Consider the following 19,276-nt stretch of genomic DNA (forward strand, 5'->3'; position numbering starts at 1 on the left):
CTCGCCCGGCGCGAAATCGCGCGATCTGACGGCCATGCGAGCGTAAACGGTCATCCTCATGCATGGCAATCCACGAATTCTTATCCAGTCAGGTCACGCTGAAGGCGGCGGACCACCCCTTGCCATCGATGCCTGTCTGATCGACACTGCTCACTGAACGACGCAAGCAGGCAAGTTCGATCAGGTCCCCTTCAGGTAGGGAGTGATCACGTGACCCCGCCAGCCCAGTTCAATCCGTCCCGCCGTGACCTGCTCCGGTCCGGTGCCGTGCTGGGCGCCGCAGCCGGTCTCACCGGTGCCGTGGGCGCCCCCGCCGACGCCGACCCGGGCGGACACGAACCTGCCCGCGGCCGCGACGAGAAGAGCATGGTCGACGTACCGTTCGAGGGCTTCGAACAGGTTCGCGTCGGGCTCATCGGTCTCGGTAACCGCGGTGGCGACCAGGACCGCCGGTTCGGTGCGGTGGCCACCGTCACCGCCGTCTGCGACATCCGCCCCGACCGGGTCGAGCGCACGATCAGCCGGATCATGCAGCAGGGCTTCCAGGACAAGCCTCCCGCCGGTTACTCCGACGGTGAGGAGGACTTCCTCAACCTCGTCCGGCGCGACGACATCGACCTCATCTACATCGCCACTCCCTGGGAGTGGCACCACCCGATGGCCAAGGCGGCCATGGAGCACGGCAAGCACGTCGCCGTGGAACTGCCGATCGCCCCCCACCTCGACGACATCTGGGACCTGGTCCGCACCTCGGAGCGGACCCGCAAGCACTGCATGCTGCTGGAGAACGTCAACTACTTCCGGCCCGAGATGGCGATGTTCAACATGGCCCGGCAGGGGATCTTCGGCGACCTCCAGCACGCCTCCGGCGGCTACGTGCACGACCTGCGCTGGCCGTACCTGTTCGGCGGCGCGTACTACCCGGAGCACTGGCGGCGTCGCTGGCAGACCCGGATGAACGCTCTGCACTACCCGATGCACGGTCTGGGTCCGGTCTCGGCCGCCCTGGGCATCAACCGCGGCGACCGGTTCGAGGAGTTGCTGGCCGTGGCGTCCGTGCCCAAGGCGCTCGCGCTGTTCCGCTCCGAGGACCCGCGGGTCGAGCCGGACCACTCGTCCTGGGACGACCGGCCCTACATCTCCGGTGACCGGCACACCTGTTTCGTCACCACCACCAGCGGCCGGTTCATCCGGGTCGAGCACGACGTGAACTCGCCGCACCCGTACAGCCGCGAGACCACCCTCACCGGCACCCGAGGCTCGATCGAGCTGGACAACTCCCGGGTCTACCTCGAGTCGCTCGGCCACGACAACCACACCTGGCGGACGGGCAACGATTACAACGCCATCCTGCGGCAGCACGACCACTGGCTCTGGCCCACGCTGGAGGAGCTGGCCGACCAGTACGGCGGTCACGGTGGCGGCGACTTCGTCTCCATCTGGCGTCTCGTCCAGCTGATGCGGCTCGGCATGACCCCCGACATCGACGTGTACGACTCGGCGGCCTGGTGCTCCGTGATCCCACTCAGCCACGAGTCGCTGAAGACCGGCCGGATGCGCCCGGTCAAGATGCCCGACTTCACCCGCGGGCACTGGCAGCGGGCGCGGCCCACGTTCGACCGGCCGAAGCCCGAGGACCCGTGGTTGAAGAACGGCTGAACCGGCCTACCGGCGCCGCGCCGTCCCGCTGAACGGCGCGGCGCCCAGCCGTACGCGATCACGTCTGGACGGTCGGATCGCCGTCGGCCGGGGCGTCGTTCTGCGCCGAAGCCGATGGCGGCGCCGGCTGCCGGGGCACGTCACGGGGCGTGTCGCGGCGTGCCTCGCGGGGCACGTCACGGGGTGCGTCGCGGGGCTCGTGCCGGGTCCGGCGCGGTGCCTGAGGCGGTGCCGGAGGCGGTTCCGGCACGGGCGGTGGCAACTGGTCGAACCAGTTGGCGGCGCGAGGTCGCTCGGCGAGCAGATCCTCGATCCACTGCGCGGCGATGCGTTGCAGGCCCATCATCCGGCGGGCCGCGTCGATCAGCCCCTCCTGCGTCTCCGGGCCGGCCTCGGCGGCGGTGTCGGCGTACTCGCGCAGAATGGTCGCCCAACGGTCGGCGAGCTGCTGCGCGCTGCGGGCCCGCGCGAGGTGCAGCTCGTACTCGGATTCGAGGGTGACCCGCCGTTGCGAGTAGGGCAGCAGCGCCTGCTGGACCCGCTCGTCGAGCCGCACCCAGGCGTCCGGCTTGCCGGTCACTGTCCCCTGTGCGTGGGGCCAGGTCCAGCCCGCGCCCGCGATCGCCCGCTGGAGCTCCACCTCGAGCTCGCCGGCGTGGTGTGGCGCGGTGGTGCGGGCGAGGTCCGCGGCGAGGCGGGTGAGCTGCTGCACGGCGAGCGGCTGGAGGTGCTGAGCGTGCCAGCTGAGCAGCTCCGGGCGGAGATTCTCGGCAGACCAGGCGAAGCTGGCCCGGATGACGAACGCGTAGATGTAACCCTGCGCGGGCACGGCGATCTCCGCGTCCCGCCGTTGGGTCAGCCGCACGGGCGCGGCCTGGGGCGGAGGCGCGTACGCCGTCGTGGGCTCCAAGCCCCGAAGCAGGTCCACGGTCTGCTGCCAGCGCTGCGCCAGCCACTTCCCGGCGCGGGCCCCGGTCCGGCGGCTCCGGTCGAGCGCGCTCGCGGTGGCCCGCCGCCACCGGTTGCCGGGCACCGGCTTCGGGTCGGGGGCGTCCGTCATGTCACCCCTTTCCAACGCGATCGACGAGGAGGCTCGCGCGGACGCGCGCCGAACGCAGTCGGCCACCGACCCGCTCGGTGAGGGTTCCGTCCTCAAGGTGAACAACGGTCGGTCGACCCCACGAAGTGACGGGCTCCCGACCGGCATCGGCGGACCTGGCGATGCGGTACGCCCGGTCCGGTCGACCGGTCTCCGTCGTTCAGTGCCTGAAGCGGCCGATCAGCGAGCATCTCCGGTCCATCGGACGTCATGGAGTAGTTACCGCAGCCTGCCGGACCTGTACTGTGCGGACCCTGTCGAGCTGCCCCAAATGTGGGGCGGGCCGGCCGACCCGGATCTAGGTACGCGACATCCCACGGGCGGGTCGCGGTGATCGACTCGGGATCCGCAGGGATCGACTCCGGACCCGCAGGGATCGACTCGGGATCCGCAGGATCGACTCGGGATCCGCGGTGATCGACTCGGAGTCCTTGAAGTCGGGGTGTCCCGCCGCCAAGGAGACCCCGACATCAGTGAAGGCGAGTTGATCGTGGCTGCCCCAGATCTGGGGCAGCTCGACAGGACCCGGCGATGGTGCCGACCGGACACGACGGGCCGGGTTTCAGGCGAGCGGCGCGCGTTGCCAGGTCGGGTCGAGACGGGCTCTGCGTCCGGTCGGCCCCGCCGGCGTGGGGCGGAAGGCCGTGCTGGGCCGGCCGGCGTGGAGCGGAAGGCCGCGCCGGGCTGGCCGGCGTGGGGCGGAAGACCGTGCCGGGTGGAGGGCGGCGTCGGGCGCAATGCGAGTGCCGAGCGCAACGGCAGGTCAGCGCGTCAGTGGTTGTGGGCGGGCTGGTCCAGGATCGCGCTGAACCGCTCCTCGGCCAGATCGAGCTGGCCCAGGATGTGCGCCTTCACCTCGGCCGACAGGGGAGTGTCGGGTCGGGTGACCAGCTCCCGGTAGACTGGGACCAGCGGCCGGTACTTGCGGGCGGAGGACTCCACCTTCGGCCCCACCGTGTGGATCACACCCACTCCATTGTCGGTGAAGTCCGACACCTTGATCACCCGTGCCCAGGGATCCCGGTCGAGGCTGGCGGCCACGTGCTCGCGGTACTGCTCGTCGCGGTCGCGCGTCGGGTCGTACCGCGGATTGGTGACCGCGGCGACCAGGCGGGCGACCCGCGGCCCGAACCGGGCGGCGAGCGTGGCCAGCGCCGCGGGCGTGAGGTCGTCGCCGGCCGCGACGTCCCCGGCCAGCTCGGCCGGGTGGTCCTCAACCGTGTCGTGCAGCAGCCCCGCCACGATCACGTCGACGTCGCGCACCTGGTAGTGGTGCATCATCCGGATCGCCACCCGCAGGAGGTGGTTCAGGTACGGCTCGCGGACCCGGCGGTCGTCGCGGTGCAGCTCGGCGGCGAGGTCCAGGGCGGCGGTCAACCGCTCCCGAGCCGCCTCGTCGAAGGACCGGATCTCCAACCGGAAGCGCTCCAGCAGGCCCGGCTCACCGTGGATCTCGGTGATCGCGTGCATCGGCATGCTGCCCAGGTACGGGGGGAAATCCATGCGTCACTTATAGCCGATCACCATCGGGCGGGCTGTCCCGCAGCGCGCTCGCTAGGCTCGCGTCGTGATCACAATCGCCTGCGTACTACTGGTCGACCGAGACGGGCGGCTGCTGATGCAACTACGTGACGGGAACGCCACGTTCCACCCGAACGCGTGGGGCCTGCCCGGCGGGCACGCGGAGGCGGGCGAGACGCCGGAGCAGACCGCCGAGCGGGAGCTGTGGGAGGAGACCGGGCTCCGCGCCGAGCAGGGGCTGCGCCACTTCGCCCGGCAGGAGGTGCCCGAGGTCGGCCGGGTCAAGCACTACTTCTGCGGTGCCACCCGGGCCCGGCAGGAGGACGTCGTGCTCGGCGAGGGCGCCGCGATCGTCTTCGTGCCGGCCGCCGAGCTGTTCGACGGGCGGCCGTACACCCCGGGCACCGCCGAGGTGCTGGCTCGCTTCCTCGCCTCACCGGAACACGCCCGCCTGACCGCCGCCGCCATCGGCTGACCTGCGCCGCGGCCGCGGCCGCGGCCGCCCGGGCCCGTGCGCCTGGTGAGCTGCGCCGCACCCACCGCGGCCTGCCCGCCCGGCCGGTGGGCGGTCACCGTCCGGTTGGTGGACGATCAGGTGTCGGTTTACGGGCGTGGGCGAGGGGACGGTGATGGCCCGGATGGGCTGGTTGCGGGTGGCCGTCGGACGGCTGCGCCACGGCTGGCGCCCGGTGGTGGAGGCGACCCTGGCCGCCACGGTCGCCTGGATCCTCGCCACCCGGCTGCTCGGGCACCCGGAGCCGTTCTTCGCACCCGCCGCCGCCCTGATCGTTCTCGGTCAGGCCCGAGGGCAGCGGTTGCGCCGGGCCGTCGAGGTGGTGCTCGGGGTGGCCGGCGGCGTGCTCGTCGCCGACCTGGTGATCCAGGCCCTCGGCCGCGGCAGTACCGGGACGGTCTTCACCGTCATCCTGCTCACCGTCGTCCTCGCCGCAGCGGTCGGCGCGACCGGGGTGAGCCTGGTGCAGGCCGCCGTCTCCGCCCTCTACCTGGTGGTCGTCGCGCCGCCGACCGAGGGGCTCGTGCCGTTCCGGTTCGTCGACGCGCTGATCGGGGGCGGGATCGCGCTGGCCGCCAGCCAACTGGTCGACGCCCGCCGCCCGCTGGCTCCGCTGGTCGCCGAGGTCCGCAGCACGTTCGACGAGATGGCCGGGCTGCTCACCGACATCGCCGACGCGCTGAACCGGCACGACGAGCCGGCCGCGCGAGCCGCGCTGGGCCACGCCCGCGAGATGGACGCCCGGGTGGACCGGCTGCGCGAAGAGGTGCTCGCCGCCGGGGAGGCGCTCTGGTTGCACCTGCGCCGACGTCGGCACATCGGCCGGCTGCGTTCGGTGGACACCTCGATCCGGCAGGTCGACTACGCGGTACGCAACGTCCGGGTGCTCGCCCGAGCCGGGGTGACGCTCACCCGCCAGCCCACGGCGGTGCCGGCCGATCTGGGTGTGGCGCTGCGCTCGCTGGCGGCGGCGGTCCGCGCGGCCGGAGAGGCGCTCGCCGCCGACCTTCAGGGGCGTGACGACGTCGCCGACCGGCACGCCGCGCGGGCCGACCGGGCGGCGCTCGTCGCCGTACGCACCGCCGGTGGTCTCTTCACTCCGGGCCGATCCCTGCCCCTGGTCATGATCATCGGGCAGGTCCGCGCGACCGCCATCGACCTGCTCCGTGGCGTCAGCGCCGACGACGACCGCACCGTCCTCGGCCGCGTCGACGAGGCCGTCGGCCTCCCCCCGCTCTAACCCACCCCCACCATCCCCCCGGTCGCTCCACTCCGGTGATCATGAAGTTATTGCGCTCCAGCCCGGTGTGTCGAGGCAACAACTTCATGATCAACGCGTGTCGCGGCGGGGGGTCAACCAGTCGGCGGCGGCGGTGCGGATCTCCTGAGGGACCTCGTGGCCGCCGGGGAACTCCTGGTAGGTGACGTCGTAGCCGAGGTCGTGCAGGCGAGGAACGAGCCGGCGGCTGCACACGTCGATCGGAAGCACCCGGTCGTCGACGCCGTGCGAGACGAACACTCGTGGCCGGCCGTGCGTGACCAGCGGCGCCGAGAAACCGGGGGAGAAGGCCACCACGCCGGCGACCAGGTCGCCGTTGGTCAACCCCAGCGAGAGAGCGTACGACGCGCCGTCTGAGAAACCGCCGAGCACGACGTCCTGGACCGGATAACCGGCGAAGACGGACTCCAGCAGGCCGTCGATGCGCCGTACGTCGGTCCCGAACCCCTCGGCGATGAGGTCCCAGCTGCTCGCCGCCGCCTGCGGTGCGAGCAGCAGCAGGTGGTGCGCGTCCGCGACGGGGAGCAGCAGGTCCAGCCCCTGGCGTGCCGACCCGCCGGCCCCGTGCATCATCACCACCAGCCGGTACGGCCGGTCCTCGGACGGTGCCGGGGCGTACAGCAGGGCGAGCATCCCGCCGTCGGAGTCGGTCATCGGGATCAGGCCGATGGTGGCCGGACCGACCGGCAGGCCGGGTCGGGCGGTGAGCCGACCGTGCCGGTGGTTCTCCTCCGGCTGCCGGTGCGGCGGCGCGGGTTCGGACACGGGTCACCGCTCCTCGCTGTCGGCGAATGTGCGCGGCGGTTACCCGTCGAGTTGCCGGTTAACCGCCCCACCACGGCCCCCTTGTCGCCTCGTCGGCATCGAGCGCAGGGCTCCCCCTACGGATGTGACGGCCGGTACGGTCGGAACCGGCTTGTGGTGAGAGCGTTCTCAGGTGTCCGATCGAGCCGAGACGCCGTCCGATGGAAGGAAAAGACCCCCGTGAGTGCCGCCACCGCATCCCCAGCCGATCCGGCGACCACGTCGGCCGTGCCGCGGGTGGTCCGGTCCGCGCGCAACGGGGTGGCCATCGTGTTCACCCTCAACGGTCTCGCCGTCGCCACCTGGTTCTCCCGGGTGCCCGCCGCCCGCGAGCAACTGGGGCTCAGCGCCGGACGCCTCGGGCTGCTCCTGCTGGCCGTCTCGGCGGGCGCGCTGCTCGCGATGCCCACTGCCGGGTTGCTGACCCAGCGGCTCGGCACCGCCCGATCGGTACGGCTGGCCACCCTCGTGGTGGCGCTCGGCCTCGCCTGGGCGGGACTGGCCGCCGGCCTGACCGGTTCGGCGCTCGCCGTCGCGGTCGGTCTGTTCGCCTTCGGCTACGGCTCCGGCACCTGCGACGTCGCCATGAACGTCGAAGGCGCGGCGGTCGAGCGGCGGTTGGGCCGTACGATCCTGCCCCGCTTCCACGCCGCCTGGAGTCTCGGCTCGGTGGCCGGGGCGGGCCTGGGCGCCGGTGCCGCGCGGCTCGACGTTCCGGTCGGCGCGCACCTCGCCGTGATCGCCGTGCTGGTGCTGGCCGGCACGCTGTACGCCGCAGGGCTCTTCCTGCCGCCGGCGGAGACCGGAGTCGGCGCCGCGACGCAGGCCGGCGCGGCGGCCCGACGCCGTGTCCTGCTCGCCGTGTGGCGGGAGCCGCGAACCCTGCTGATCGGCCTGCTGGTGCTGGTGATGGCGTTCACCGAGGGCAGCGCCAACGACTGGCTCGCGGTGGCCTTCGTGGACGGCCACGACCTCAGCGAGGCGGCCGGCGCCGCGGTCTTCGGCGTCTTCGTGGTGGGCATGACCCTCGGGCGCACCGTCGGCACGATCGCCCTCGACCGGTGGGGCCGCGTGCCGGTGCTGATCGCGACGATCCTGCTCGCGGCGGTAGGGGCCGTCCTCGCGGTCCTAGCCGGCTCCGGGCCGGTGGCCATCGTCGGGGTCGCGCTCTGGGGCATCGGGGCGTCGCTGGGCTTCCCGGTAGGCATGAGCGCCGCCGCGGACGAGGAGGAGAAGGCGGCCGTACGGGTCAGCGTGGTCGCGGTGATCGGCTACACGGCGTTCCTCGGCGGGCCACCGCTGCTCGGCATGCTCGGTGACCGGGTCGGCATCCTGCACGCATTGCTCGTGGTGCCGCTGCTGCTCGTGCCGGCGCTGGCGTTGGTGCCGGTGATGCGCCCGCCCCGCCCGAGCGCTGGTTAGGGTCACCGATGCCTATCGACGAGACCACCGCCGCCGCGGGCACCTGACGCCGGGGGGACCACAGCCTACCGGGAGGACGACGGATTCGTCCGGCTCTGCGGAGAACGCGGCGGTGGAGTCCGTGGCCCGCGCGCAGGGTGGCGGCGTTCGGGCCGGGGATGCCCACGACCGTGATACCTGAGAGGCATATATATGCCTCTCAGGTATCACGGTCGTGAGGACGGTGGCGTGCCCGGCGTCGGGAAGCGCAGCAGGACGTACCGCGTTGGCGGTGTCGGGTTCGTCGGGGCAGCGGCGCCGGCGGTGCCGGGTTCATGAGGGCAGGGACGCTGGGGCGTCGGGCTCATCCGAACGGTGGTGCCGGGGCTCCTCAAGGAGGGCGGTGCGGGTCAGTCGCGTACCCACACCCGCAGCGGCCCGGCGGTCATGAAGCCGGCCCGCAGCGCCGGGGCGAGGTCGTCGCCGGCCTCGTAACCCACCAACGCGGTACCGGCGGCGGCGCGGAGGCGCGCCCAGATCGGCGACACGTCGCCGGCGACGGTGAAGACGTTGGACACGCCGGTCACCGGGCCGCTGCGGTTGAGTATCGCGCCACCGGTCACCGTGCCGTCGTCGGCGTACCGGGCGAGTACGGTCACCCGGGGGTCGCGCAGCAGCGCCGGGCGGAACAGCTCACCCCCGCCGTGGGCCGCCGCCCAGGTGGCCAGCCCGTCCGGCGTGCCGACCGGGGTCAGCGGCGATCCCGGCTCACCCGTCGGCTCGGTCGGCCGGTGAGCGGCCGGCGAATGGATCCAGTCGGCGGTGAAGAGCACCCGGAAGCCGTACGGCCGCAGGTCGAGGTCGGCGAAGCTGTCCTTGACCGATGCGCCCGGCCCCCGGTCGATCCGGCCGAGCAGCGTCTCGGCGGCGACGCCGGGCCGCAGGGTGACTGCGTCCGGGTACCAGGGCGGGGAGCGGCGCGGCACCGACCAGGCGTCGGCGTCCGTGCGGCCGGGCAGGCCATGACTTTCGCAGACGATGTCACACCACTCGGCGTTGTTGCGCGCCGCCGCCGCGCGCTTCCCGGACACCGCCCGACCCTAACCGCCGCCGCGCGCTACCCGGGGCACCCCCCGACCCGCCGTCGGCGGCCAGCGTCCTCCCATCCCGCTCGCAGCGTATTGACAGGTGGCGGTGCTGAACTGGAGGGACGCCGAGGGAGAGGAGCCGGGCATGGGCTGGTTCAACCGGCGGCCCCGCGCCGCCAACGGGGGGACCCCGACGAAGCTCGACCGGGAAGCGACCCGGGACGACCTCGCCGCGCTGGAGGCGTTCATCGCCAGCCGCCGCGGCGTCGAGTTCTACCTGGAGCCGGAGACCACCGCGACCGACACCACAGTGGTTGCCGTCGCCTACGACGGGGAGTGGATCCGCCGCCGTACCGGCTCACCCCGGGCGGCGGCGGCCATCGCACGACGGCACGCCGTTCCGCTGTACGAGGCCGCCCGCACCGGCTACCCGGAGCGGATGCGTGCCTGGAACCGGGCCCACCCCGAGCGCCGGCTCCGCTGACGGCGGATCCGGTACCTGTCGACACGGTTCAGCCGGCGCCGGCCTCGGACCGGGCCTGCGTGAGGGTCATCGGTTCGCCGTGGCTGTCGACGTACCAGTCGTAGTCGTCGTCGAGCAGCCGGCGGACGAGTGCGAGGTCGGGGCCGTCGTCCGGCTCGCGCAGGTGCGCCGGCGGCGGGTAGAAGCTGTCACCGAGGAGCATCACCCGCGAGTCCGGCACCAGCACCACCGTCGAGTCCGGCGCGTGCCGGCCACCGACATGGCGCAGGAGCACCCCCACCGGCAGTTCGTCGGAGTCGGTGAACGTACGGGTCGGAGGCAGTACCGCGAAGTCGTCCCACGAGTCCACCGCGAACGCGCGCGCCCGGAAACTCGGGGCGAGCCGTGGGTTGGCCCGGACCTGCTCGCGCAGGTAACGGTGGCTCCAGGGCCGGGCGGCCTCCGCGCGTAGCAGCTCCTGGCCGGTCACGTGCCCGACGATCTCCACGCCGGGCCAGGCGCAGGCGCCCCACACGTGGTCCCAGTGGTGGTGGGTGTAGACGAGCCAGCGCGGTTCCGGCAGCCCCGCCTCGCGCAGGGCGGCGCGGATCTCGCGGGCGTGTGCCGGGCTCTGCCCCGCGTCGATCATCACACTGCCGCGTTCGTCGGCCACCACTGCGACGCCGGCCTGGACGGCCGCCGGGTCGGGATCGCCGGGGCAGACCCACACCCGCCCGGCGAGACGGTGGAACCGCATACCGATGATGGCGATCTCCCCCCGGATCGACCGTGGACGCTTGCCCTTCGACGGTCGATCGTAGGCCGTGCGGCCCGTCATCTGCCGACCGGCCAGCGGTTACGCGCCGCCCCGCCGCTGTCGGCGTCGGTACCGGAGGAGGCCGCCGGAGGTCGGTGGCGGAGGTCCCGCGAGCGTCGAGGCGATAGGCGTCGGACACTACGTCAGGACGACGAACCTCGATGCCTTTCGCCGACGTGTGGGGATGCGCTCGGTGCTGGTCGCCCGGTCGGGGCGGCGTTGACCGGCCGCGACGGGTGTGGCAGCATTCGCGGCCTGACGGCAGTGAAGGAAGCCGGTGCGATTCCGGCGCGGTCCCGCCACTGTCACCGGGGAGCGATCCCCCCTCGTGAGTCACGGCCGTGCGTGCGCGGTTGGAAGGCCGGGGGTGAGCATCGATCCGGGAGCCAGGATACTTCGGCCGTCGGGATGTGACCCCAGGGCGTGGAAACCCGAGGAGGACCCGATGACGCACCGCGTCCACCGCGCCGACGGCGATTGCCGTGACCGGCCCGCAGCCATCAGCGCACCCTTGCGATATCGCGCCCGCCGCGCCGCCGACCCCGGCGCTGCCACCTCGACCGACCACATCGGACGGTCCGCGGGCGCTTCCGGCCGCGCCGGTTGACCCGTACGGCACGTCGACGGTGAACGGCCGGCCCCGGCCGGCTGGCCGCCTCCGCTGAACCCCGCACCATCCACTCCCTCAGCCCGACCGCCGGTACGGCGACCCGGGCGTCACTCTCCGGAGCCATCCGTGCGTACCCTGTTGCTCTCCACCTCCGACACCGACCTGCTCGCCGCCCGCGCCAGCGGCGCCGACTACCGGCTGGCCAACCCGGCCCGCGTCGACGCCGAGTCCGTGCCCGCGCTGCTCGACGGGGTGGACGTCGCCGTCGTACGGCTCCTCGGCGGCCGACCGGCGTGGCCGGACGGCCTGGCCACGGTGCTCGGCTCCGGCGTGCCGACGGTCGTGCTGAGCGGCGAGCCGACGCCGGACGCGGAGCTCATGGCGGCCTCCACCCTGCCCGCCGGCGTCGCGACCCAGGCCCTGGCGTACCTGGTCGAGGGTGGCCCGGAGAACCTCGCCCAGCTGGCCCGGTTCCTCTCCGACACGGTGCTGCTCACCGGCGAGAGCTTCGCGCCGCCCGCGCCCACCCCGGCGTACGGCGTCCACGGGGACCGGGCCACCGAACCGGACCGGCCGACCGTCGGCATCGTCTTCTACCGGGCGCACGCGCTCGCCGGCAACACCGCCTTCGTGGACACCCTCGCCGACGCGGTGGAGGCGGCCGGCGCGAACGCGCTGCCCGTCTACTGCGGATCGCTGCGTGGCCTGACCGAAGGCGCCGGTCCGCTGGCGCTGCTCGCCCGCTGCGACACACTGCTGGTCACGGTGCTCGCGGCCGGCGGCGCGGTCGCGGCGGACGCCTCCGCCGGCGGCGACGAGGACGCCTGGGACGTCGGCGCGCTCGCCGCGCTCGACGTGCCGGTGGTCCAGGCGTTGCTGCTCACCAGCACCCGCGAGCAGTGGGCCGGCTCCGACGCCGGGCTGACCCCGCTGGACGCCGCCATGCAGGTGGCCGTACCGGAGTTCGACGGCCGGATCATCACCGTGCCGTTCTCGTTCAAGCAGATCGACGCCGACGGCCTCTCCGTCTACGCCGCGGACCCGGAGCGCGCCGCCCGGGTCGCCGGCATCGCGGTGCGGCAGGCCCGGCTGCGCCGGTTGCCGAACGCCGACAAGCGCCTCGCGATCGTGCTCAGCTCGTACCCGACGAAGCACTCCCGGGTCGGCAACGCCGTCGGCCTGGACACCCCCGCCTCGGCGGTGCGGCTGCTCGGCGCACTGGCCGACGCCGGCTACGACCTGGGCGACGCGCCACCACCGGACGACGGCGACGCCCTGATCCACGCCCTGATCGCCGCCGGAGGCCACGACGTCGAGTGGCTCACCCCCGAGCAGCTCGCCGCCGCCGAGGCGCGGGTGCCCGGCGAGGTCTACCGACGCTGGTTCGACGAGGTGCCGGCCGCGCTGCGCGAGCGGATGCGCACGCACTGGGGCGAGCCGCCCGGCGAGCTGTACACCGACGGCGGCGACGTCGTACTGGCCGGGCTGCGCTTCGGCAACGTGGTGCTGCTCATCCAGCCGCCGCGCGGCTTCGGCGAGAACCCCATCGCCATCTACCACGACCCGGACCTGCCGCCCAGCCACCACTACCTGGCCGCGTACCGGTGGCTGGCCGCCCCGCCCACCGACGGTGGCTTCGGCGCCGACGCGGTGGTGCACCTCGGCAAGCACGGCACCCTCGAATGGCTGCCCGGCAAGGGCCTCGGGCTGGCCGCCGACTGCGCCCCGGACGCCGTCCTCGGCGACCTGCCGCTGGTCTACCCGTTCATCGTCAACGATCCCGGGGAAGGTACGCAGGCCAAGCGCCGCGCACACGCGGTGGTCGTCGACCACCTGGTACCGCCGATGGCGCGGGCCGAGACGTACGGCGACCTGGCCAAGCTGGAGCAGCTGCTCGACGAGTACGCGACAGTGCAGGCCCTCGACCCGGCCAAGGTGCCGACCGTGCAGGCGCAGATCTGGCAGCTCGTGCGCGCCGCCGAGCTGCACCACGACCTGCACACCGAACAGATGCCCGCCGCCGAGGACTTCGACGACTTCGTGCTCCACCTCGACGGGTACCTCTGCGAGGTCAAGGACGTGCAGATCCGCGACGGTCTGCACGTGCTCGCCGCCGCGCCGACCGGCGACGTCCGCGTGAACCTGGTCCTCGCCGTGCTGCGGGCGCCGCAGGTGTGGGGCGGCAGTCGCGCCCTGCCCGGGCTGCGGCAGGCCCTGGCCGCCGGCTACGGGCTGGACGAGGCGGCGTTGCTCGCCGCGCCGGGCGCACGGCTGGACGTCCCCGCCGCGCTGACCGACACGGTGACCGGGCCGGCCGTCACCGCCGCCGACGCGGTCGACCTCATCGAGGCCCTCGCGCGTCGGCTCGTCGTCGGCATGGAGACCCTCGGCTGGGACGTCGAGAAGGCCGACGCGGTGGTCGCGGAGGTCACCGGCCGGGATCTGCCGGACGCGACCGCCCTGCTGCGCTTCGCCGCCACCGAACTGGTGCCCCGGCTCGACCGGACCACCGACGAGCTGGCGCACACCCTGGCCGCCCTGGACGGCCGGTTCGTGCCGCCCGGGCCCTCCGGCTCGCCGACGCGTGGCCTGGTCAACGTGCTGCCCACCGGGCGCAACTTCTACTCCGTCGACCCGAAGGCCATCCCCAGCCGCAACGCCTGGGACGTCGGGGTGGCGCTCGCGGACTCGCTGCTGGCCCGGCACCTCGCCGACACCGGCGAGTACCCGCGTTCGGTCGGGCTCACCGTCTGGGGCACCAGCGCCATGCGTACCCAGGGCGACGACATCGCCGAGGTCCTCGCGTTGATCGGCTGCCGCCCCACCTGGGACGACCGCTCCCGCCGGGTCACCGGCGTCGAGGTGGTGCCGCTGGCCGAACTGGGCCGCCCCCGGGTCGACGTCACCGTACGGATCTCCGGCTTCTTCCGGGACGCCTTCCCGCACGTGGTCGCCCTGCTCGACGACGCGGTCCGGCAGGTCGCCGCCCTCGACGAGCCGCACGAGGACAACTTCGTCCGCGCCCACGTCGCCGCCGACGTGGCCGAGCACGGCGACGAGCGCCGGGCCACCGCCCGCATCTTCGGCTCGAAACCCGGCGCGTACGGGGCCGGCCTGCTGCCGTTGATCGACGCCCGGAACTGGCGCAGCGACGCCGACCTGGCCGAGGTGTACGCGGTCTGGGGCGGGTACGCGTACGGCCGGGGGCTGGACGGGCGGGAGGCGCGGGTCGACATGGAACGCTCCTTCGCCCGCATCGCGGTCGCGGTGAAGAACCAGGACACCCGCGAACACGACATCGTCGACTCCGACGACTACTTCCAGTACCACGGCGGGATGGTGGCGATGGTGCGTCACCTCACCGGCGCCGCGCCGGCCGCGTACGTGGGCGACTCGGCGATGCCGCACGACGTGCGTACCCGGACGTTGGGCGAGGAGACCCGCCGGGTGTTCCGCGCCCGGGTGGTGAACCCGAGGTGGATCGCCGCGATGCGCCGGCACGGCTACAAGGGCGCGTTCGAGCTGGCCGCCACCGTGGACTACCTGTTCGGCTACGACGCGACCGCAGGTGTGGTCGACGACTGGATGTACGAGCAGCTCGCCGCCGCGTACGTCTTCGACCCGACCACGCGGGAGTTCCTCACCGAGTCGAACCCGTGGGCGCTGCGCGGCATCACCGAGCGGTTGTTGGAGGCCGCCGATCGGGGGCTCTGGGCCGAGCCCGACCCCGCGACCCTGGAACGGCTCCGGGAGACGTACCTGACCAGCGAGGGTGATCTGGAGGACCGGGCATGACCACGTTCCCGTTCAGCGCCGTGCTCGGCATGGACGACATGCGGCTCGCCCTGCTGCTCAACGCGGTCAGCCCGGCCATCGGCGGCGTGCTGGTACGCGGCGAGAAGGGCACCGCCAAGTCCACCGCGGTGCGGGCGCTGGCCGCCCTGCTGCCCCCGGTGGACCAGGTGGCGGGCTGCCGGTTCCAGTGCGACCCGGGCGCTTCCGACCCCGGCTGCCCGGACGGTCCGCACCCGGCCGACGCCGTCGCCGAGCGGCGTCCGGCGCGGCTGGTGGAGCTGCCCGTCGGCGCCGCCGAGGACCGGGTGGTCGGTTCGCTGGACCTGGAGAAGGCGCTCGGTGAGGGCGTGCGCGCCTTCGAGCCGGGACTGCTCGCCGCCGCGCACCGCGGGGTGCTCTACGTCGACGAGGTCAACCTGCTCCACGACCACCTGGTCGACCTGCTGCTCGACGCCGCCGCGATGGGCCGCAGCCACGTCGAGCGGGAAGGCGTCTCGGTCAGCCACGCCGCGCGGTTCCTGCTGGTCGGCACGATGAACCCGGAGGAGGGGGAGCTGCGTCCGCAGCTGCTCGACCGGTTCGGTCTCACCGTCGAGGTGGCCGCGAGCCGCGAACCCGCGATCCGGGCCGAGGTCGTCCGCCGCCGGCTCGCCGCCGACGCCGACCCGGCCGGCTTCGCCGCTCGCTGGGCGGACGCGGACGCGGAGATCGCCGGCCGGGTGGCCGGGGCGCGGCGGCGGCTCGGCGCGGTACGCCTGCCGGACGCCGCGCTGCGGCAGATCGCCGAGGTCTGCGCCGCGTTCGACGTGGACGGCATGCGGGCCGACATCGTCACCGCGCGTACCGCCATCGCACACGCCGCCTGGCACGGCCGGGACCAGGTCGGCGTCGAGGACGTGCGGGCGGCCGCCCGGCTGGCACTGCCGCACCGGCGGCGCCGCGACCCGTTCGACACGCCGGGGTTGGACGAGAAACGGCTCGACGAGGCGCTCGAACGCGCCGGCGACGACGAACCCGACGACGATCCGCCGGGTGGACCGTCCGGCGGCGCTCCGGACGGCGGACCGTCCGGCGGCGGGCCCGGTGGTGGCCCGGGCGACGGGCATCCGCCGGGCGACGCGACCGGACCGGCGGGCGGCGACGCAACGGCCGGCCGGGACGGGCACGGCCCGACCGGCGGGGAGGCCGAGGCCTGTGCGGACGGCGGGGAGGAGCCGTCCGCGCCGGACCCGGACGCGCGGGCCGAGTCCGGCCCCGCGGAGGGAGCGGGGCCCGTCGAGGCGACCGGCACCTCGGACGGTGACCCGCGCTCCGGCGGTCAGCCGGTCGCCGTACCGGTTCCGGGCCTGAAGGCCCGGCTGCTCACCGCGCCCGGTGTCGGCGACGGCGTGCCCGGCCGGCGTTCGCGCGCCCGCACCGGACGCGGTCGCACCACCGGCGCCCGGCTGCCGGCCGGTCGTCCCGGCGCGCTGCACCTGCCGGCGACCCTGCGCGCCGCCGCCCCGCACCAGGTCGGCCGGGGCCGCCGCACCGGGCCGCTGCGGCTGCACCCGACGGACCTTCGCGAGGCGGTCCGCGAGGGACGCGAGGGCAACCTGGTGCTCTTCGTGGTCGATGCCAGCGGGTCGATGGGGGCCCGGCAGCGGATGTCCGCCGTCAAGGGGGCGGTGCTCGCGTTGCTGACCGACGCCTACCAGCGGCGCGACAAGGTCGCCGTGGTCGCGTTCCGCGGCACCGGGGCGCAGACCCTGCTGCCCGCCACGTCGTCGGTGCTCGCCGCCTCGGCCCGCCTGGCCGACCTGCGCACCGGCGGGCGTACGCCGCTGGCCGAGGGTCTGCTCGCGGCCACCGAGCTGCTGCGGGTGGAGCGGCTGCGCGACCCGCGTCGCCGCCCCCTGGTGCTGGTGCTCACCGACGGGCGGGCCACCAGCGGTGAGCGTCCCCTCGATCGGGCCGCCCGCGCGGCGACCGTGCTGGCGGCCACCGGCGCTCCCTGCGTCGTCGTGGACTGCGAGTCCGGTCCCGTACGTCTCGGCCTCGCCCAGCGCCTCGCCACCCAGCTGGGCGGTGACCACCACCCGCTGGACCGGGTGGCCACCGACCCGCTCGTCGGCCTCGCCACCGCCCGCCCGGCTGCGCCGGGCACCCCGGCACCGGGGCAGACCGGCAGCTCGTCCACCATCCGCCCAAGGAGCGCCGCCTGATGCCGCAGGGAAAGCCCACCAACGTGCCCGCCGACGGGCTCACCACCCGGCAGCGCCGGAACCGCCCGCTGCTCGTCGTCCACACCGGACAGATGAAGGGCAAGTCGACAGCCGCGTTCGGCATGGCCCTGCGCGCGTGGACCGCCGGAATGCCGATCGGGGTGTTCCAGTTCGTCAAGAGCGCCAAGTGGCGGGTGGGGGAGGAGAACGCCCTCCGCGCGCTCGGCGAGGTGCACGAGCGTACCGGCCAGGGCGCCCCGGTGACCTGGCACAAGATGGGCGAGGGCTGGTCGTGGATCCAGCGCGGCGACCAGGCCGACCACGCCGCCGACGCGCTGGAGGGCTGGCGGCAGATCCAGCGCGACCTCGCCGCGCAACGGTACGGGTTCTACGTGCTCGACGAGTTCACCTACCCGATGAAGTGGGGCTGGGTGGACGTCGACGAGGTGGTCGGCACGCTCGCCGACCGCCCCGGCTTCCAGCACGTGGTGATCACCGGCCGGGACGCCGACCCGCGGCTCGTCGAGGCGGCCGATCTGGTCGCGGAACTGACCAAGGTCAAGCACCCGATGGACGCCGGTCAGAAGGGCCAGAAGGGCATCGAGTGGTGACGCCCGCCCCGGCCGTCCCGACCCCGGACAGCTCGGGCGTACCGACGGGGCGACCCGCGACGCCGTGGGCGCTGCCCCGGGTGGTTCTCGCCGCGCCCGCCAGCGGGCACGGCAAGACCACGGTGGCCACCGGGCTGCTCGCCGCGCTGCGCCGGCGCGGGCTGACGGTGAGCCCGCACAAGGTCGGCCCGGACTACATCGACCCCGGCTACCACAGGCTCGCCGCCGGCCGGCCCGGCCGCAACCTCGACCCCTGGCTGGTCGGTGAGGAGCAGATCGCGCCGCTGCTGCGGCACGGGGCGAGCACCCCGACGCCGGCCGACATCGCGGTGGTGGAAGGAGTGATGGGGCTGCACGACGGCGCGGTCGGCCGACGTGGTTACGCCTCCACCGCGCACGTCGCCCGGCTGATCGACGCCCCGGTGCTGCTGGTGCTGGACACCACCGCCCAGGGGCGGTCGGCCGCCGCGCTGGCGCTGGGCATGGCCGCCTTCGACCCGGCCGTGCGCATCGGCGGCGTGATCCTCAACCGGGTCGGCTCGCCCCGGCACGAGCGGCTGCTGCGCGACGCGCTCGCCGAGGTGGACGTGCCGGTGCTCGGGGCGGTCGCCCGAGCCGCCGAGGTCGCCGCCCCGTCGCGGCATCTCGGGCTGGTGCCGGTCGCCGAGCGCGCGCCGGAGTCCGTGGCCGTCGTCGACGCGCTGGCCGACCTCGTAGAGTCCACCGTGGACCTCGAAGCGGTGCTGGAGCTGGCGCGCACCGCGCCACCGCTGACCGCACCCGCCTGGGACCCGGCCGCGGCCGTCGGCGGCCCGACCGGCGTTCACCCGGTCGTAGCGGTGGCCGGCGGGCCCGCCTTCACCTTCTCGTACGCGGAGACCGGCGAGCTGCTCGCCGCCGCGGGCGCGCACGTCACCGTCGTCGACCCGCTGCACGACCCGGCGCTGCCCGCCGGCACCCGCGCGGTGGTGATCGGCGGCGGATTCCCCGAGGCGTACGCGGAGCAGCTCGCCGCGAACACGTCGCTCCGCGCCGAGCTCGCCGACTTCAGCGGCCCGGTGGTCGCCGAGTGCGCCGGCCTGCTGTACCTCGGCCGCGCCCTGGACGGGGTGCCGATGTGCGGGCGGCTCGACCTCACCGCGCGGATGACCGGCCGGCTCACCCTCGGCTACCGGGCGGCGGTCGCCGCCACCGACTCCCCGCTCGCCCGTTCCGGCGCGCCGGTGAACGGCCACGAGTTCCACCGCACCGTCACCGACCCGGGCCACGGCGAACGCCCGGCGTGGCGTTGGGACGGCGCCGCGCACGGCTTCGCGGACGACCGGGTGCACGCGTCCTACCTGCACACCCACTGGGCGGGTCACCCGGACGCCGCCCGGCGGCTGGTCCAGGCGGCGGCCCGGTGAGCGCC

The 19,276-nt window shown here is 74.1% G+C and carries 14 protein-coding genes and 1 riboswitch; of the genes, 9 read left to right on the top strand and 5 right to left on the bottom strand.

The window, feature by feature from the left end; genetic code table 11:
* The first annotated feature begins 210 nt into the window (after window positions 1-210).
* A complete protein-coding gene (locus AB0F98_RS24260; protein WP_357739221.1) occupies window positions 211-1,659 on the top strand; it encodes a Gfo/Idh/MocA family oxidoreductase in 1,449 nt (482 codons plus the stop codon).
* 58 nt (window positions 1,660-1,717) lie between these two features.
* Here the strand turns inward: AB0F98_RS24260 and AB0F98_RS24265 are convergent, their stop codons facing one another.
* On the bottom strand, window positions 1,718-2,719 hold the full coding sequence (locus AB0F98_RS24265; protein ID WP_357739224.1) for a hypothetical protein: 1,002 nt from the start codon (window positions 2,717-2,719) through the stop codon (window positions 1,718-1,720).
* 810 nt (window positions 2,720-3,529) lie between these two features.
* The gene (locus AB0F98_RS24270; RefSeq protein WP_357739227.1) at window positions 3,530-4,261 is read right to left on the bottom strand and encodes an HD domain-containing protein; all 732 of its coding nucleotides are present in this window, start codon (window positions 4,259-4,261) and stop codon (window positions 3,530-3,532) included.
* Window positions 4,262-4,325: 64 nt separating this feature from the next.
* Between AB0F98_RS24270 and AB0F98_RS24275 the strand changes: the two genes are divergently transcribed.
* Together AB0F98_RS24275 and AB0F98_RS24280 are read left to right on the top strand one after the other, a co-directional pair.
* On the top strand, window positions 4,326-4,754 hold the full coding sequence (locus AB0F98_RS24275; RefSeq protein ID WP_357739230.1) for an NUDIX domain-containing protein: 429 nt from the start codon (window positions 4,326-4,328) through the stop codon (window positions 4,752-4,754).
* A 136-nt stretch (window positions 4,755-4,890) separates the two neighbouring features.
* Complete coding sequence (locus AB0F98_RS24280; RefSeq protein ID WP_357739233.1) at window positions 4,891-6,033, top strand: FUSC family protein; 1,143 nt, start codon at window positions 4,891-4,893, stop codon at window positions 6,031-6,033.
* A 90-nt stretch (window positions 6,034-6,123) separates the two neighbouring features.
* Here AB0F98_RS24280 and AB0F98_RS24285 read toward each other — a convergent pair whose 3' ends face one another.
* Window positions 6,124-6,837, bottom strand: a complete 714-nt coding sequence (locus AB0F98_RS24285; RefSeq protein ID WP_357739236.1) for a phospholipase — start codon at window positions 6,835-6,837, stop codon at window positions 6,124-6,126.
* A gap of 219 nt (window positions 6,838-7,056) precedes the next feature.
* Here AB0F98_RS24285 and AB0F98_RS24290 point away from each other — a divergent pair, with 219 nt between their 5' ends.
* Window positions 7,057-8,298 carry an MFS transporter gene (locus AB0F98_RS24290; protein WP_357739238.1) on the top strand — a complete coding sequence of 414 codons (1,242 nt, stop codon included), beginning with the start codon at window positions 7,057-7,059 and terminating at the stop codon, window positions 8,296-8,298.
* 389 nt (window positions 8,299-8,687) lie between these two features.
* Here the strand turns inward: AB0F98_RS24290 and AB0F98_RS24295 are convergent, their stop codons facing one another.
* Window positions 8,688-9,368, bottom strand: coding sequence for a hypothetical protein (locus AB0F98_RS24295; protein WP_357739241.1), 681 nt, complete (start codon window positions 9,366-9,368; stop codon window positions 8,688-8,690).
* Window positions 9,369-9,510: 142 nt separating this feature from the next.
* On the opposite strand from AB0F98_RS24295, the gene AB0F98_RS24300 reads away from it, so the two are divergent.
* Window positions 9,511-9,849, top strand: coding sequence for a hypothetical protein (locus tag AB0F98_RS24300; protein ID WP_357739406.1), 339 nt, complete (start codon window positions 9,511-9,513; stop codon window positions 9,847-9,849).
* Window positions 9,850-9,877: 28 nt separating this feature from the next.
* Here the strand turns inward: AB0F98_RS24300 and AB0F98_RS24305 are convergent, their stop codons facing one another.
* Window positions 9,878-10,585 (bottom strand): MBL fold metallo-hydrolase, encoded by a 708-nt coding sequence (locus AB0F98_RS24305; protein WP_357739244.1) that lies wholly within the window; start codon window positions 10,583-10,585, stop codon window positions 9,878-9,880.
* Window positions 10,586-10,912: 327 nt separating this feature from the next.
* A riboswitch (cobalamin riboswitch) is annotated at window positions 10,913-11,042 on the top strand.
* Between the two features lie 339 nt (window positions 11,043-11,381).
* On the opposite strand from AB0F98_RS24305, the gene cobN reads away from it, so the two are divergent.
* The 4 genes from cobN (at window position 11,382) to AB0F98_RS24325 (ending at window position 19,271) form a co-directional block, all read left to right on the top strand.
* Complete coding sequence (gene cobN / locus AB0F98_RS24310) at window positions 11,382-15,050, top strand: cobaltochelatase subunit CobN (RefSeq protein WP_357739247.1); 3,669 nt, start codon at window positions 11,382-11,384, stop codon at window positions 15,048-15,050.
* Window positions 15,047-17,254 (top strand): magnesium chelatase subunit D family protein, encoded by a 2,208-nt coding sequence (locus AB0F98_RS24315; RefSeq protein WP_357739250.1) that lies wholly within the window; start codon window positions 15,047-15,049, stop codon window positions 17,252-17,254. The genes cobN and AB0F98_RS24315 overlap by 4 nt, the downstream gene beginning before the upstream one ends.
* Window positions 17,254-17,865: a cob(I)yrinic acid a,c-diamide adenosyltransferase gene (gene cobO / locus AB0F98_RS24320; RefSeq protein WP_355151038.1), complete on the top strand. Its 612-nt coding sequence runs from the start codon at window positions 17,254-17,256 to the stop codon at window positions 17,863-17,865. The genes AB0F98_RS24315 and cobO overlap by 1 nt, the downstream gene beginning before the upstream one ends.
* A gap of 71 nt (window positions 17,866-17,936) precedes the next feature.
* On the top strand, window positions 17,937-19,271 hold the full coding sequence (locus AB0F98_RS24325; RefSeq protein ID WP_357739409.1) for a cobyrinate a,c-diamide synthase: 1,335 nt from the start codon (window positions 17,937-17,939) through the stop codon (window positions 19,269-19,271).
* The last annotated feature ends 5 nt before the right edge of the window (window positions 19,272-19,276 follow it).

The sequence above is a fragment of the Micromonospora sp. NPDC023737 genome (assembly GCF_040639715.1).
Classification (GTDB): Bacteria; Actinomycetota; Actinomycetes; order Mycobacteriales; family Micromonosporaceae; genus Micromonospora.